This window comes from Citrobacter sp. Cpo103, assembly GCF_030332605.1.
Taxonomy (GTDB): Bacteria; Pseudomonadota; Gammaproteobacteria; order Enterobacterales; family Enterobacteriaceae; genus Citrobacter; species Citrobacter portucalensis.
Genome location: NZ_JAOWHO010000029.1, coordinates 498,490 through 514,602, shown reverse-complemented (window position 1 = coordinate 514,602; position 16,113 = coordinate 498,490). Strand labels below are relative to the sequence as shown.

General features: G+C 54.0%; 10 protein-coding genes. 8 read left to right on the top strand and 2 right to left on the bottom strand.

Annotated elements, in window-relative coordinates; all coding sequences use genetic code 11:
* The first annotated feature begins 48 nt into the window (after positions 1-48).
* The 8 genes from OGX89_RS11100 (at position 49) to trhP (ending at position 13,011) form a co-directional block, all read left to right on the top strand.
* Positions 49-1,296, top strand: coding sequence for an MdtA/MuxA family multidrug efflux RND transporter periplasmic adaptor subunit (locus OGX89_RS11100; RefSeq protein WP_125112564.1), 1,248 nt, complete (start codon positions 49-51; stop codon positions 1,294-1,296).
* Positions 1,296-4,418, top strand: a complete 3,123-nt coding sequence (locus OGX89_RS11095) for an MdtB/MuxB family multidrug efflux RND transporter permease subunit (protein WP_125112565.1) — start codon at positions 1,296-1,298, stop codon at positions 4,416-4,418. Before OGX89_RS11100 ends, OGX89_RS11095 begins: the two co-directional genes overlap by 1 nt.
* The gene (mdtC, locus tag OGX89_RS11090) at positions 4,419-7,499 is read left to right on the top strand and encodes a multidrug efflux RND transporter permease subunit MdtC (protein ID WP_063940494.1); all 3,081 of its coding nucleotides are present in this window, start codon (positions 4,419-4,421) and stop codon (positions 7,497-7,499) included.
* Positions 7,496-8,908 carry an MFS transporter gene (locus OGX89_RS11085; RefSeq protein WP_003834276.1) on the top strand — a complete coding sequence of 471 codons (1,413 nt, stop codon included), beginning with the start codon at positions 7,496-7,498 and terminating at the stop codon, positions 8,906-8,908. Before mdtC ends, OGX89_RS11085 begins: the two co-directional genes overlap by 4 nt.
* Positions 8,908-10,311 carry an envelope stress sensor histidine kinase BaeS gene (baeS, locus tag OGX89_RS11080; RefSeq protein ID WP_003834277.1) on the top strand — a complete coding sequence of 468 codons (1,404 nt, stop codon included), beginning with the start codon at positions 8,908-8,910 and terminating at the stop codon, positions 10,309-10,311. Before OGX89_RS11085 ends, baeS begins: the two co-directional genes overlap by 1 nt.
* Positions 10,308-11,030, top strand: a complete 723-nt coding sequence (baeR, locus tag OGX89_RS11075; RefSeq protein ID WP_003834278.1) for an envelope stress response regulator BaeR — start codon at positions 10,308-10,310, stop codon at positions 11,028-11,030. Before baeS ends, baeR begins: the two co-directional genes overlap by 4 nt.
* 127 nt (positions 11,031-11,157) lie before the next feature.
* Positions 11,158-11,490 (top strand): YegP family protein, encoded by a 333-nt coding sequence (locus OGX89_RS11070; protein WP_003834279.1) that lies wholly within the window; start codon positions 11,158-11,160, stop codon positions 11,488-11,490.
* 159 nt (positions 11,491-11,649) lie between these two features.
* Complete coding sequence (trhP, locus tag OGX89_RS11065) at positions 11,650-13,011, top strand: prephenate-dependent tRNA uridine(34) hydroxylase TrhP (protein WP_043016896.1); 1,362 nt, start codon at positions 11,650-11,652, stop codon at positions 13,009-13,011.
* Positions 13,012-13,279: 268 nt separating this feature from the next.
* Here the strand turns inward: trhP and clpA are convergent, their stop codons facing one another.
* Entirely contained in the window at positions 13,280-15,556 is a 2,277-nt protein-coding gene (clpA, locus tag OGX89_RS11060) for an ATP-dependent Clp protease ATP-binding subunit ClpA (protein WP_003036804.1), read from the bottom strand.
* A 30-nt stretch (positions 15,557-15,586) separates the two neighbouring features.
* A complete protein-coding gene (clpS, locus tag OGX89_RS11055) occupies positions 15,587-15,907 on the bottom strand; it encodes an ATP-dependent Clp protease adapter ClpS (protein WP_003036810.1) in 321 nt (106 codons plus the stop codon).
* Positions 15,908-16,113: the final 206 nt, after the last annotated feature.

The following is a 16,113-nucleotide window of genomic DNA, read 5'->3' as shown; positions in this document are numbered from 1 at the left end:
AAACTAGTATCATTCCGCGAATCGTTTCAGGATGAGAAACTCATAACAATGAAAGGCAGTAATAAATCCCGCTGGGTGATAGCAATCGTGATCGTCGTGGCCGCCGTCGCCGCCATCTGGTTCTGGCAAAGCCGCAGTGCATCCCAGGGAACCGCACCGGGCGCGACCAAACCCGCGCAGCACACGGCGGGGTCAGGACGGCGTGGAATACGCTCCGGACCGTTGGCTCCCGTGCAGGCTGCCACCGCCACCGAGGAAGCCGTGCCACGCTATCTGACAGGGCTGGGGACCGTTACTGCCGCAAATACCGCCACGGTGCGTAGTCGGGTGGATGGTCAACTCATCGCCTTACACTTTGAGGAAGGACAACAGGTGAAAGCCGGCGACCTGCTGGCAGAGATAGATCCCAGCCAGTTCAAAGTTGCTCTGGCTCAGGCGCAGGGACAACTGGCAAAAGATAAAGCCACGCTGGCGAATGCCCGTCGCGATCTTGCCCGCTATCAACAGTTGGTTAAAACCAATCTGGTCTCCCGCCAGGAACTGGATGCCCAGCAGGCGCTGGTCAACGAGACGTTAGGCACAATCAAAGCGGATGAAGCCAGCGTCGCCAGCGCTCAGTTGCAGCTCGACTGGAGTCGGATAACCGCGCCTGTCGATGGTCGTGTCGGCCTGAAACAGGTCGATGTCGGTAACCAAATTTCCAGCGGCGATACCACCGGAATTGTCGTCATTACGCAAACGCATCCCATCGACCTGATATTTACTTTGCCTGAAAACGACATTGCTACCGTGTTGCAGGCACAAAAATCGGGGAGCCAGCTGAAGGTCGAAGCCTGGGACCGAACCAATTCGCAAAAGCTCAGCGAAGGCGTCCTGCTCAGTCTCGACAATCAGATTGATGCCACCACCGGAACAATCAAAGTTAAGGCTCGTTTTTCCAATCAGGATGATGCCTTATTCCCTAACCAGTTCGTTAACGCCCGCATGCTGGTCGACACACAACAAAATGCCATTGTGATCCCAACTGCCGCCCTGCAGATGGGCAACGAAGGCCACTTTGTCTGGGTACTGAATAGCGATAACAAAGTGAGCAAACATCTGGTGAAACCGGGTATTCAGGATAGCCAAAAAGTGGTGATCGCCGCCGGGCTGTCTGCGGGCGATCGAGTCGTGACCGACGGTATCGATCGTCTGACGGAAGGCGCAAAAGTCGAAGTCGTTGAGGCGCACGACGCCTCTGTTTCCGATGAGAAAACAGCGCCACGCGGATACGGCAAAAAAGGAGCCAACTCCTGATGCAGGTGTTACCTCCGGACAGCACAGGCGGACCATCGCGCCTGTTTATTCTGCGCCCCGTCGCCACCACTCTGCTGATGGTCGCGATTTTGCTTGCCGGTATTATCGGCTATCGCTTCCTGCCAATCGCCGCCTTACCTGAAGTGGATTACCCCACGATTCAGGTCGTTACGCTCTACCCCGGCGCCAGCCCGGACGTCATGACCTCGGCGGTCACCGCACCGCTTGAACGTCAGTTCGGGCAGATGTCTGGCTTAAAACAGATGTCATCACAAAGTTCCGGTGGCGCATCGGTCGTTACGTTACAGTTTCAACTGACGCTCCCGTTGGATGTTGCCGAGCAGGAAGTTCAGGCCGCGATTAACGCCGCCACCAATTTATTACCCAGCGATCTCCCTAACCCTCCGGTCTACAGCAAGGTAAACCCGGCAGATCCGCCGATCATGACACTGGCGGTCACTTCCAGCGCCATGCCGATGACGCAGGTGGAAGATATGGTCGAAACCCGCGTCGCGCAGAAAATCTCTCAGGTATCCGGCGTGGGTCTGGTAACACTTTCCGGAGGGCAACGTCCGGCGGTCCGCGTGAAACTTAACGCTCAGGCCATTGCCGCACTCGGTCTGACCAGCGAAACCATCCGTACGGCCATTACCGGTGCCAACGTCAATTCAGCAAAAGGGAGTCTTGATGGCCCAACGCGTGCCGTTACCCTTTCAGCCAACGACCAGATGCAGTCCGCAGACGAATATCGTCAGCTCATTATTGCCTATAAAAACGGTGCGCCGGTTCGTTTGGGCGATGTCGCCACCGTCGAACAAGGAGCAGAAAACAGCTGGCTGGGCGCATGGGCCAATAAGCAACAAGCTATAGTGATGAATGTTCAGCGCCAACCTGGCGCGAACATCATCTCCACGGCAGACAGTATCCGCCAGATGCTGCCGCAGCTTACCGAAAGCCTGCCCAAATCGGTTAAGGTCAGCGTACTTTCCGATCGTACGACCAATATCCGTGCGTCCGTAGCGGATACCCAATTTGAGTTGATGCTGGCGATTGCGCTGGTAGTCATGATTATCTACCTGTTTTTGCGCAATATTCCGGCAACCATTATTCCTGCGGTCGCCGTACCGTTATCGTTAATCGGTACTTTCGCGGTGATGGTATTCCTCGATTTCTCCATCAACAACCTGACCCTCATGGCGCTAACCATTGCGACAGGTTTTGTGGTGGATGACGCTATCGTGGTTATCGAGAATATTTCACGCTATATCGAAAAAGGCGAAAAACCGCTGACTGCTGCCCTGAAGGGCGCGGGCGAGATTGGTTTTACCATTATCTCTCTGACATTTTCACTGATCGCCGTACTGATCCCACTGCTGTTTATGGGAGATATCGTAGGTCGATTGTTCCGTGAGTTCGCTGTGACGCTGGCCGTAGCGATTCTGATTTCCGCCGTTGTCTCGCTCACTCTTACGCCGATGATGTGCGCGCGTATGCTGAATCAGGCCTCATTACGTAAGCAAAACCGCTTCTCCCGTGCCTCAGAGCGAATGTTTGATCGCGTTATTGCCGGGTACGGACACTGGCTGGCGAAAGTGCTCAACCATCCGTGGCTCACGCTCAGCGTAGCGCTCGGCACGCTGGCGCTGAGCGTTATGCTATGGGTCTTTATCCCCAAAGGCTTCTTTCCGATCCAGGATAACGGCATTATCCAGGGAACGCTACAGGCGCCACAGTCCAGCTCATTTGCCAGCATGGCCCAGCGCCAGCGTCAGGTTTCAGATGTCATTCTGAAAGATCCGGCAGTAGAAAGCCTGACCGCTTTTGTCGGTGTGGACGGCACTAATACGGCATTGAACAGCGCGCGCTTACAAATCAACCTTAAGCCGCTGGATGAACGCGACGATCGGGTGCAGAAAGTGATTGCGCGCCTACAGGACGCGGTTGACAGAGTTCCCGGCGTTGACCTTTATCTTCAGCCCACTCAGGACCTGACGATTGATACTCAGGTCAGCCGGACGCAATATCAGTTCACGCTGCAAGCAACATCCCTTGATGCCCTCAGCACCTGGGTTCCACAACTGATAGCAAAACTAAATCAGCTACCGCAACTGTCCGATGTCAGTAGCGACTGGCAGGACAAAGGGCTGGTAGCATATGTGAACGTCAATCGCGACAGCGCCAGCCGTTTGGGCATCAGCATGTCAGATGTCGACAACGCCCTGTACAACGCCTTCGGCCAGCGACTGATTTCAACCATCTACACCCAGGCAAATCAGTATCGCGTGGTGTTAGAACATGACACCAACAATACGCCAGGGCTTGCGGCACTGGATACAATTCGTCTGACCAGTAGCGACGGTGGCATAGTACCGCTCAGCGCGATCGCCAGTGTTGAACAGCGTTTTGCCCCGCTGTCGATTAACCACCTCGATCAGTTCCCGGTCACCACCATCTCGTTCAACGTGCCAGACGAGTGGTCGCTGGGTGATGCGGTACAGGCCATTCTGGATACCGAAAAAACGCTTAACTTGCCCGCAAATATTACCACCCAGTTCCAGGGCAGTACGCTCGCTTTCCAGGCCGCGCTGGGAAATACCATCTGGTTGATTGTGGCTGCGGTTGTCGCGATGTATATCGTCCTCGGCGTGCTGTATGAGAGCTTTATTCACCCAATTACTATTCTCTCCACGTTGCCGACGGCGGGTGTCGGGGCGCTTCTGGCGTTAATGATTGCCGGCAGCGAACTGGACGTCATCGCGATTATCGGCATAATTTTGCTCATCGGTATCGTCAAGAAAAACGCCATCATGATGATCGACTTTGCCCTTGCCGCGGAGCGCGAACAGGGAATGTCACCACGCGATGCCATTTTCCAGGCCTGTCTGCTGCGTTTTCGCCCAATCCTGATGACTACACTGGCGGCACTGCTCGGCGCGTTGCCGCTGATGTTGAGTACCGGCGTGGGCGCAGAGTTACGTCGCCCATTAGGTATTGGCATGGTCGGTGGGCTGCTGGTGAGTCAGGTATTAACCCTGTTTACCACCCCGGTGATTTATCTGCTGTTTGACCGTCTGTCGCTGTATGTGAAAAGCCGCTTCCCGCGCCAGGAAGAGGAAGCGTAAATGAAATTTTTCGCGCTTTTCATTCATCGTCCAGTGGCGACCATTCTCATTTCGGTAGCCATCACCCTGTGCGGCATACTCGGATTTCGTCTGCTGCCGGTCGCTCCGCTGCCGCAGGTGGATTTTCCGGTGATCATGGTCAGCGCATCGTTACCGGGTGCCTCACCCGAAACGATGGCGTCCTCGGTCGCAACTCCGCTGGAGCGCTCGCTGGGGCGCATTGCGGGCGTGAACGAAATGACATCAAGCAGTTCACTTGGCAGTACGCGTATTATTCTCGAATTCAAATTCGACCGTGACATCAATGGCGCGGCGCGGGACGTTCAGGCCGCAATTAACGCCGCGCAAAGTCTGCTACCCAGCGGGATGCCGAGCCGACCAACATATCGCAAAGCCAACCCTTCCGATGCGCCAATCATGATCCTGACGCTAACATCGGACACGTACTCGCAAGGTGAATTGTACGATTTCGCATCAACCCAGCTGGCGCAGACCATCGCTCAAATCGACGGCGTGGGCGACGTGGACGTTGGAGGCAGCTCACTGCCTGCCGTGCGTGTAGGGCTTAATCCGCAGGCGCTGTTTAACCAGGGTGTGTCACTGGATGACGTGCGTAGCGCAATTGACAACGCCAACGTGCGTAAGCCGCAGGGTGCTATCGAGAATGATACTCACCGCTGGCAGGTCCAAACCAACGATGAGCTGAAAACCGCCGCCGAATACCAGCCGATCATCATCCACTACAATAACGGCGCGGCGGTGCGACTGGGCGACGTTGCGTCTGTAACCGACTCGGTGCAGGACGTACGCAACGCGGGGATGACCAATGCCAAACCGGCCATTCTGTTGATGATCCGCAAGCTACCGGAAGCCAATATCATTCAGACGGTAGACAGCATTCGCGCCAAATTACCGGAGCTACAAACGCTGGTACCGGCCGCCATCGATCTGCAAATCGCCCAGGACCGCTCGCCGACCATTCGCGCTTCACTGGAGGAAGTCGAACAGACGCTGATTATCTCCGTGGCGCTTGTTATCCTGGTGGTCTTTGTTTTCCTGCGCTCCGGGCGTGCGACGCTGATCCCCGCGGTAGCAGTCCCGGTCTCGCTGATCGGTACCTTTGCCGCTATGTATCTGTGCGGATTCAGCCTGAACAACCTGTCGTTGATGGCGTTAACCATTGCCACGGGATTTGTCGTCGATGACGCCATCGTGGTGCTGGAAAATATTGCCCGCCACCTGGAAGCAGGAATGAAGCCTCTCCAGGCAGCGTTACAGGGTACGCGCGAAGTGGGATTCACCGTGCTTTCCATGAGTCTGTCGCTGGTGGCGGTGTTCCTGCCACTGCTATTAATGGGCGGATTGCCTGGGCGCTTGCTGCGCGAATTTGCCGTCACGCTGTCGGTTGCTATCGGTATCTCGCTGCTGGTGTCGCTGACATTAACACCAATGATGTGCGGCTGGATGCTCAAATCTAGCTCCCCGCGCGAACAGTCTCGCAAACGGGGTTTTGGTCGTGTGCTGGTGGCGCTGCAACAGAGTTACGGCACCTCGCTTAAATGGGTGCTGCACCATACGCGGCTGGTAGGCGTGGTGTTGCTTGGCACCATTGCGCTGAATATCTGGCTTTATATTTCCATCCCCAAAACCTTCTTCCCGGAGCAGGATACGGGTGTATTGATGGGTGGGATCCAGGCCGACCAGAGCATCTCATTTCAGGCCATGCGCGGCAAACTGCAGGACTTTATGAAGATCATCCGCGACGACCCGGCGGTGAATAACGTCACCGGTTTTACCGGTGGTTCGCGGGTTAACAGCGGGATGATGTTTATTACCCTCAAGCCACGCGATGAGCGCCGTGAAACCGCTCAGCAGGTGATCGACCGCCTGCGCGTCGCGCTTTCAAAAGAGCCAGGTGCGAATCTGTTTTTAATGGCGGTGCAAGATATTCGCGTTGGTGGACGCCAGGCCAACGCCAGCTATCAATACACATTGCTGTCCGACGATCTCGCGGCGCTGCGTGAGTGGGAACCGAAGATCCGTAAGGCGCTTGCCGCACTGCCCCAACTGGCAGACGTCAACTCCGATCAGCAGGACAATGGCGCGGAGATGAATCTGATTTACGATCGCGACACCATGTCTCGTCTGGGGATCGACGTGGCAGCCGCCAACAGCCTGTTGAATAATGCTTTCGGACAACGGCAGATCTCTACCATCTATCAGCCGATGAACCAGTACAAAGTGGTGATGGAGGTTGATCGACGTTACACCCAGGACATCAGCGCACTGGACAAAATGTTCGTCATCAACAATGACGGTAAAGCGATCCCGTTATCGTACTTTGCCAAATGGCAGCCGGCGAATGCGCCACTGTCTGTGAACCATCAGGGCTTGTCTGCCGCCTCAACCGTGTCGTTTAACCTGCCGACAGGTTCTTCACTGTCAGAAGCGACAGAGGCCATCAACAGAACCATGACCCAGCTCGGCGTCCCTTCCACGGTTCGCGGTAGCTTTGCCGGTACCGCACAGGTATTTCAGGACACGATGAATTCGCAGGTGATCCTGATTATCGCCGCCATCGCCACGGTCTATATCGTGCTGGGTATGCTGTATGAAAGCTATGTCCATCCGCTGACCATCCTCTCCACGCTACCTTCGGCTGGCGTCGGGGCGTTGCTGGCGCTGGAACTGTTCAATGCCCCGTTCAGCCTAATCGCCCTGATAGGGATCATGCTATTAATTGGCATTGTGAAGAAAAACGCCATCATGATGGTCGATTTTGCGCTGGAAGCGCAGAGAAACGGCAAGCTACAGCCGGAAGAAGCTATTTTCCAGGCCTGCCTGTTGCGCTTTCGCCCAATAATGATGACCACGCTGGCGGCGTTGTTTGGCGCGTTGCCGTTGGTGTTATCCGCAGGAGATGGCTCTGAACTGCGTCAGCCCTTGGGGATAACCATTGTCGGTGGGCTGGTCGTGAGCCAACTCCTGACGCTGTACACCACGCCCGTGGTCTATCTCTTTTTCGACCGTCTGCGTCTGCGTTTTTCGCGTAAAAACAGCAAACCGGTAGCAGAGTTATGACAGAACTTCCCGACAGCACCCGCTGGCAACTTTGGATTGTGGCATTTGGCTTTTTTATGCAGTCATTGGATACCACTATCGTTAACACCGCGCTTCCCTCGATGGCGGCAAGCCTCGGGGAAAGCCCGTTACACATGCATATGGTCATTGTGTCATATGTTTTAACTGTTGCCGTGATGCTGCCCGCCAGCGGATGGCTGGCGGACAAAGTTGGCGTGCGTAATATCTTCTTCACCGCCATCATCCTGTTTACGCTTGGCTCGCTGTTTTGCGCCGGGTCCAGCACGCTCAACGAGCTGGTGATGGCGCGCGTCTTACAAGGCGTTGGCGGCGCGATGATGGTGCCGGTCGGCAGGCTAACAGTGATGAAAATCGTCCCGCGTGAGCAATATATGGCGGCAATGACGTTTGTCACTTTACCCGGTCAAATCGGCCCGCTGCTGGGCCCGGCGTTAGGCGGAATTCTGGTTGAATACGCCTCCTGGCACTGGATATTTTTGATTAACATTCCGGTTGGTATTGTCGGTGCGATAGCGACGTTAATGCTGATGCCCAACTACACCATGCAAACCCGACGTTTCGACCTCTCTGGGTTCGCGATGCTGGCGGTCGGCATGGCGGTACTGACGCTGGCGCTCGATGGCAGCAAAGGAACCGGCCTCTCCAGTATCACGCTGGCGGCGCTGGTTATCTGCGGGGTGTTGGCTATTGCGCTGTATCTGAAACACGCCCATCGTAATCCGCGTGCGCTATTCAGCCTGAATCTGTTTCGCACACCAACCTTCTCGCTAGGTCTGTTCGGCAGTTTTGCCGGACGCATCGGCAGCGGCATGTTGCCGTTTATGACACCGGTGTTTTTACAGATTGGCCTCGGTTTTTCACCTTTTCATGCCGGGCTGATGATGATCCCGATGGTGCTGGGCAGTATGGGCATGAAGCGCATTGTGGTGCAGGTCGTTAACCGCTTTGGTTACCGTCGTGTGCTGATTACCACTACGCTTGGCCTTTCGCTGGTCAGTCTGTTGCTAATGACCACGGCACTGCTGGGCTGGTATTACGCCCTGCCCTTCGTGCTGTTTTTACAGGGAATGGTCAACTCAACGCGTTTTTCATCCATGAACACGCTTACGTTAAAAGATCTGCCTGACGATCTGGCCAGCAGCGGTAACAGCCTGCTGTCGATGATCATGCAGCTATCGATGAGTATTGGTGTGACCATCGCAGGCCTGCTGCTGGGCATGTTCGGCCAACAGCATATCGCCATCGACAGCGGAAGTACGCATACCGTCTTTATGTATACCTGGCTGTGCATCGCCTTCATTATTGCGCTGCCCGCCATTATTTTTGCCCGCGTGCCGAACGACACGCAAACCAACGCGGTGATTTCACGGCGCAAAAGGAGCACCTGATGAAGTTCTGGCGGCCCGGTATCACCGGCAAACTGTTTCTGGCAATTTTCGCCACCTGCATTGTGTTGCTGATCAGCATGCACTGGGCCGTACGCATTAGCTTCGAACGTGGTTTTATTGACTATATCAAGCACGGCAACGAGCAGCGGCTGCAAATGCTCAGCGACGCATTAAGCGAGCAGTACGAGCAGCACGGCAACTGGAGATTCTTACGCAATAACGATCGTTTTGTTTTCCAGATCCTGCGCTCTTTTGAACACGATAACGACGATGATAAACCGGGCCCAGGCATGCCGCCACACGGCTGGCGTACACAGTTTTGGGTTGTCGACCAAAATGCCCGCGTGCTGGTCGGCCCGCGCGGCCCAGTTCCTCGCGACGGCATGCGCCATCCCATACGCGTTAACGGTAGCGAAGTGGGCGCCGTGATCGCCTCTCCTGTAGAACGCTTAACGCGGAATACGGATATCAATTTCGACATGCAGCAAAGACGATCCAGTTGGCTTATCGTTGCGCTCTCCACGATCCTGGCCGCGCTGGCGACGTTTACGCTGGCGCGCAGCCTGCTGGCCCCGGTTAAGCGGTTGGTGGAAGGCACGCACAAACTGGCAGCGGGCGATTTCACCACTCGCGTTACGCCAACCAGTACGGATGAGCTGGGCAAGCTGGCGCAGGACTTCAACCAGCTCGCCAGTACGTTGGAAAAAAACCAGCAGATGCGTCGTGACTTTATGGCCGATATTTCTCACGAACTGCGTACGCCGTTGGCGGTGTTGCGCGGTGAACTGGAGGCCATTCAGGATGGCGTACGCCAGTTTACCCCTGACTCCGTTGCCTCGTTGCAGGCTGAAGTCGGTACGCTCACCAAACTGGTTGACGACCTTCATCAGCTCTCCATGTCAGATGAAGGCGCGCTGGCCTATCAGAAAACATCGCTGGACCTCATCCCCCTATTGGAAGTGGCAAGCGGCGCATTTCGTGAACGCTTCGCCAGCCGTGGATTGACCATACAGCTTTCGCTCCCCGACAGCATGACGGTATTTGGTGACAGGGATCGTCTGATGCAGCTGTTCAACAACCTGCTGGAAAACAGTCTGCGCTACACCGATAGCGGTGGCGGGTTGCATATCAGCGCCGAACAACGCGAACGCATGGTGTTATTAACCTTCGCAGATTCCGCTCCTGGCGTAAGTGACGAGCAGTTACAGAAGCTGTTTGAACGATTTTATCGCACCGAAGGCTCGCGCAACCGCGCCAGCGGAGGTTCCGGATTGGGGCTGGCGATTTGCGTCAATATCGTACAGGCGCATAATGGTCTGATTCGTGCCGCCCATTCGCCTTTTGGTGGGGTTAGCATTACAGTAGAGTTACCGCTGGAACGCGATTTACAGAGAGATGTATGACTGAGTTACCCATTGATGAAAACACACCGCGTATTCTGATCGTGGAAGATGAGCCTAAGCTGGGGCAACTGCTGATCGACTACCTGCGGGCAGCGAGCTATGCCCCTACGCTGATCAACCACGGCGACCTTGTTCTGCCTTACGTGCGCCAAACGCCGCCCGATCTGATCTTGTTGGATCTGATGCTGCCCGGTACCGACGGTCTGACCCTGTGTCGGGAAATCCGCCGCTTCTCAGAAGTCCCCATCATGATGGTAACCGCTAAAATCGAAGAGATTGATCGCCTGCTGGGGCTGGAGATCGGTGCTGATGATTATATTTGTAAACCTTACAGCCCGCGCGAAGTTGTCGCGCGCGTAAAAACGATCCTGCGCCGATGCAAACCGCAGCGCGAACTGCAACAAATGGATGCAGAAAGCCCGCTTATCGTCGATGAAGGCCGTTTTCAGGCCTCCTGGCGTGGGAAGATGCTCGATTTAACGCCCGCCGAATTCCGCTTACTTAAAACGTTGTCACATGAGCCGGGAAAAGTGTTCTCCCGTGAACAGTTGCTCAATCATCTCTATGACGATTACCGCGTCGTTACCGACCGCACCATCGACAGCCATATTAAGAACCTGCGACGCAAGCTGGAGTCGCTGGATGCCGAGCAGTCGTTTATCCGCGCGGTCTATGGCGTGGGGTATCGCTGGGAAGCCGACGCCTGCCGAATTGCTTAAACTCTCCTGCCCTTCAGGGCTCCGTGAGCCCTGGTAACTAGCAACTCTCCAAATATCGCTCATACTGTTTCTGACAATACTGTCGTCAATAACTGTTTGATATAAAACTTTTAATCAAGGAGTTCATATGGCTGGTTGGTTTGAATTAAGTAAGAGTAGCGATGATCAGTACCGCTTTGTTCTTAAAGCTGGGAACGGGGAAATAATCCTTACCAGTGAGCTTTACACTACAAAAGGCGCTGCAGAAAAAGGGATCGCATCTGTCCAGGCTAACAGCCCTCTGGATGAGCGTTATGAGAAAAAAACAGCGGCTAATGGCAAATTACATTTCAACCTGAAAGCTGCAAACCACCAGATTATTGGTAGCAGTCAACTGTATGCGAATGAACAGTCACGCGAGACCGGTATTGCTTCAGTTAAGACCAATGGTGCCAGTCAGACGATAAAAGATAAGACCTGATAATTACTCGCTCAGCCGGGTAACGCAACGCTGTCGCCCGGCGTTTTTCTTTACCTGACTTCCTCGCAGCGCTACAATGCCCGCCCTTAATATGGGGGCACTCCCCTAACCGCCTCATTGAGTGAGGCGAGTCTGACCTGTCATCAGAACGAGAAAATTATGTTTAAACCGGAACTCCTTTCCCCGGCGGGAACGCTGAAAAACATGCGTTACGCTTTCGCCTATGGCGCAGACGCTGTGTATGCGGGCCAACCGCGTTACTCACTGCGCGTACGCAACAACGAATTCAACCACGAAAACCTGCAGCTCGGCATTAATGAAGCTCATGAACTGGGTAAAAAATTCTATGTGGTGGTTAACATTGCCCCACACAATGCCAAGCTGAAGACCTTCATTCGTGATCTGAAACCGGTGGTGGAAATGGGGCCGGATGCACTGATCATGTCAGACCCTGGTCTGATTATGCTGGTGCGCGAAAACTTCCCTGACATGGACATTCACCTTTCAGTACAGGCTAACGCCGTAAACTGGGCGACGGTGAAATTCTGGAAGCAGATGGGGCTGACCCGCGTGATCCTCTCCCGCGAGCTGTCGCTGGAAGAAATCGAAGAGATCCGCACCCAGGTGCCGGATATGGAGCTTGAGATCTTCGTTCACGGTGCGCTGTGTATGGCCTACTCCGGCCGTTGCCTGCTTTCTGGCTATATCAACAAACGTGACCCTAACCAGGGTACCTGCACCAATGCCTGCCGCTGGGAATACAACGTGCAGGAAGGCAAAGAAGACGTGGTGGGCAATATCGTGCATAAGTACGAGCCTATCCCGGTACAAAACGTTGAGCCTACGCTGGGTATTGGCGCACCGACAGACAAAGTCTTTATGATCGAAGAAGCCCAGCGCCCGGGCGAGTACATGACCGCGTTCGAAGACGAACACGGCACTTACATCATGAATTCGAAGGATTTGCGTGCCATTGCCCACGTTGAACGTCTGACGCAGATGGGTGTGCATTCCCTGAAGATCGAAGGCCGCACCAAGTCATACTATTACTGTGCACGTACCGCGCAGGTCTATCGTAAAGCCATTGATGATGCCGCAGCCGGTAAACCGTTCGACCCGCAACTGCTGGAAACGCTGGAAGGTCTGGCGCATCGTGGTTACACCGAAGGGTTCCTGCGCCGTCATACGCATGACGACTATCAGAACTACGAATACGGCTTCTCTGTTTCCGAGCGTCAGCAGTTTGTCGGCGAATTCACCGGCGAACGTAAAGGTGAACTGGCAGCCGTACTGGTGAAAAACAAATTCACCGTCGGCGACAGCCTGGAGCTGATGACCCCACAGGGCAACATCAACTTTACTCTCGAACAGATGGAAAACGCGAAAGGCGAAGCGATGCCGGTTGCGCCGGGCGATGGTTACACCGTGTGGATGCCTGTACCGGAGGATATCGATCTGAATTATGCATTGTTGATGCGTAATTTTACCGGTGAGTCCACGCGCAACCCGCATGCTAAGTAGTTAATTACGGTTATTTTTCAGCGTTCGGAAGATTCTTAGAAATCGATCACATACCGCTTCGTTCATTAAGGGTATTATCCCCTCCGCTGAAAAACATAACCCATAAATGCTAGCTGTACCAGGAACCACCTCCTTAGCCTGCGTAATCTCCCTTACGCAGGCTTATTTTTTGCCTGCCGTTTAAACTCCCTGAATATCCCAATTCAAATCACTTTTATCAGGCGAAAAAAAACCGGGCATTACGCCCGGCTGATTAGGTGATTAAAGATTAATGTGCAGCTTCTGGCTTGTGCTTTTGCGCACTCTGGAAACCATAAGTCAGCTCATTTTTCTCTTTATCCAGCGCAACGGTCACCTGGCCACCATCCACCAGCGAACCGAACAGCAGTTCGTTAGCCAATGGTTTTTTCAGGTTATCCTGGACAACACGCGTCATTGGACGTGCGCCCATTGCGCGGTCGTAGCCTTTCTCTGCCAGCCAGTCACGTGCTTCCTGGCTCACTTCCAGAGAGACACCTTTCTGATCCAGCTGAACCTGAAGCTCGACGATAAACTTATCAACAACCTGATGAATCACCTCGGTAGAGAGATGATCAAACCAGATAATGTTGTCGAGGCGGTTACGGAATTCCGGCGTAAACACTTTTTTGATTTCGCCCATTGCATCAGTACTATTGTCCTGATGAATCAACCCAATCGATTTACGCTCAGTTTCACGCACACCGGCGTTGGTGGTCATGACCAGCACCACATTGCGGAAATCCGCTTTACGCCCGTTATTGTCGGTCAGCGTGCCGTTATCCATCACCTGCAACAGCAGGTTAAAGACATCCGGGTGTGCTTTTTCGATTTCATCCAGCAGCAGTACCGCATGCGGATGCTTAATAACAGCATCGGTCAGCAAACCGCCCTGGTCGAAACCGACATACCCCGGAGGCGCACCAATCAGGCGGCTGACGGTGTGGCGTTCCATATATTCGGACATATCAAAACGCAGCAGTTCAATGCCGAGTGCTTTGGACAACTGCACCGTGACTTCGGTCTTACCGACGCCAGTTGGTCCGGCAAACAGGAACGAACCGACCGGTTTATGCTCGTGTCCCAGACCGGCACGGCTCATTTTGATCGCTTCAGTCAGCGCCTCAATGGCTTTATCTTGTCCGAATACCAGCATTTTCAGACGGTTGCCCAGGTTTTTCAGCGTGTCGCGATCGCTCTGCGAAACGCTCTTCTCCGGGATCCGCGCAATGCGGGCCACAACGGACTCGATATCCGCCACGTTGACGGTTTTCTTGCGCTTGCTGACCGGCATCAGACGCGCACGCGCGCCCGCCTCATCAATCACGTCAATCGCTTTATCCGGCAGATGACGATCGTTAATGTATTTCACCGCCAGTTCGACCGCTGCACGCACCGCTTTGGCGGTATAGCGGACGTCATGGTGCGCTTCGTATTTCGGCTTCAGACCGTTGATGATCTGCACGGTCTCTTCTACCGATGGCTCAGTGACATCGATTTTCTGGAAACGGCGCGCTAAGGCACGATCCTTTTCAAAGATATTGCTGAATTCCTGATAGGTTGTGGACCCTATCACACGAATCTTCCCGCTGGAGAGCAGCGGCTTGATCAGGTTAGCCGCATCCACCTGGCCGCCCGATGCCGCACCCGCACCGATAATGGTGTGGATCTCATCGATAAACAGAATGCTGTTAGTATCCTGTTCCAGCTGTTTCAACAGCGCCTTAAAGCGTTTTTCAAAATCACCGCGATATTTGGTGCCTGCCAGCAGCGAGCCGATATCCAGGGAGTAAAGAGTACAATCAGCCATAATTTCAGGCACATCACCCTGGACGATACGCCAGGCGAGACCTTCGGCAATGGCGGTTTTACCGACACCAGACTCTCCCACCAGCAGCGGGTTGTTTTTTCTGCGACGGCACAGTACCTGAATGGCTCGCTCCAGCTCTTTGTCCCGGCCAATGAGCGGATCAATTCCGCCCACTCGGGCAAGCTGGTTAAGGTTAGTCGTGAAGTTTTCCATACGGTCCTCCCCGCCAGCTTGCTCTTCGTTATTTGGCTGATTCCCAGAGTCAGAAGACTGGCTGGGTTCGTCTTTGCGCGTGCCATGAGAAATAAAATTCACCACATCAAGACGACTTACTTCATGCTTACGCAGCAGATAAGCCGCCTGAGATTCCTGCTCGCTGAAGATAGCGACCAGCACATTTGCGCCGGTAACTTCATTGCGCCCGGAGGACTGAACATGAAAGACCGCGCGTTGCAGTACACGCTGAAAACTCAACGTTGGCTGCGTGTCGCGCTCTTCCTCACTGGCAGGCAATACAGGTGTGGTCTGTTCAATGAAGGCTTCGAGTTCCTGACGGAGCGCCACCAGATCCACAGAACACGCTTCCAGCGCTTCGCGGGCCGATGGGTTACTGAGCAACGCCAGTAACAAGTGCTCGACGGTCATAAACTCATGTCGGTGCTCGCGCGCTCTGGCGAAAGCCATGTTTAAACTGAGTTCCAGTTCTTGATTGAGCATAGGCACCTCCCCCAATGTTTATGCCTGCATTCAGGCTTTTTCCAGCGTACACAGCAACGGATGCTCGTTCTCCCTCGCATATTTGTTCACCATCGCTACTTTGGTTTCAGCCACTTCGGCAGTGAACACACCGCAGATAGCTTTACCTTGATAGTGAACTGCAAGCATTAGTTGCGTTGCACGTTCTACATCATAAGAAAAGAATTTTTGTAACACGTCAATAACAAACTCCATCGGAGTGTAATCATCATTGACTAATATCACTTTATACATAGATGGCGGTTTTAGCGCGTCGCGCAATTTATCTTCCGCCAGCAGATCGAAATCCAGCCAGTCGTTCGTCTTACCCATTGTCAGTCGTCATCTTCAGTTACGGTTTCCGGCAGAAAATCTTGCCGCTGACAAGCAGCCTATGCGCACAATCAATCTACCTCAAGTATTAGATAACTATCATCTATTAGTGCCATCCGCGACATCTGTCACATAACCGACAATAGCGTTAACTGCTTCAAATTTTGATGCATTTTTACCCTATTCCGTCTGTATGGCGCTTGACG

Bases quoted from the DNA above. Each gene is read 5' to 3' on its own strand.
- clpA (WP_003036804.1), bottom strand. From the start codon at position 15,556: ATGCTCAATCAAGAACTGGAACTCAGTTTAAACATGGCTTTCGCCAGA.
- clpS (WP_003036810.1), bottom strand. From the start codon at position 15,907: ATGGGTAAGACGAACGACTGGCTGGATTTCGATCTGCTGGCGGAAGAT.
- mdtC (WP_063940494.1), top strand. From the start codon at position 4,419: ATGAAATTTTTCGCGCTTTTCATTCATCGTCCAGTGGCGACCATTCTC.
- OGX89_RS11070 (WP_003834279.1), top strand. From the start codon at position 11,158: ATGGCTGGTTGGTTTGAATTAAGTAAGAGTAGCGATGATCAGTACCGC.
- OGX89_RS11085 (WP_003834276.1), top strand. From the start codon at position 7,496: ATGACAGAACTTCCCGACAGCACCCGCTGGCAACTTTGGATTGTGGCA.
- baeR (WP_003834278.1), top strand. From the start codon at position 10,308: ATGACTGAGTTACCCATTGATGAAAACACACCGCGTATTCTGATCGTG.
- OGX89_RS11100 (WP_125112564.1), top strand. From the start codon at position 49: ATGAAAGGCAGTAATAAATCCCGCTGGGTGATAGCAATCGTGATCGTC.
- baeS (WP_003834277.1), top strand. From the start codon at position 8,908: ATGAAGTTCTGGCGGCCCGGTATCACCGGCAAACTGTTTCTGGCAATT.
- OGX89_RS11095 (WP_125112565.1), top strand. From the start codon at position 1,296: ATGCAGGTGTTACCTCCGGACAGCACAGGCGGACCATCGCGCCTGTTT.
- trhP (WP_043016896.1), top strand. From the start codon at position 11,650: ATGTTTAAACCGGAACTCCTTTCCCCGGCGGGAACGCTGAAAAACATG.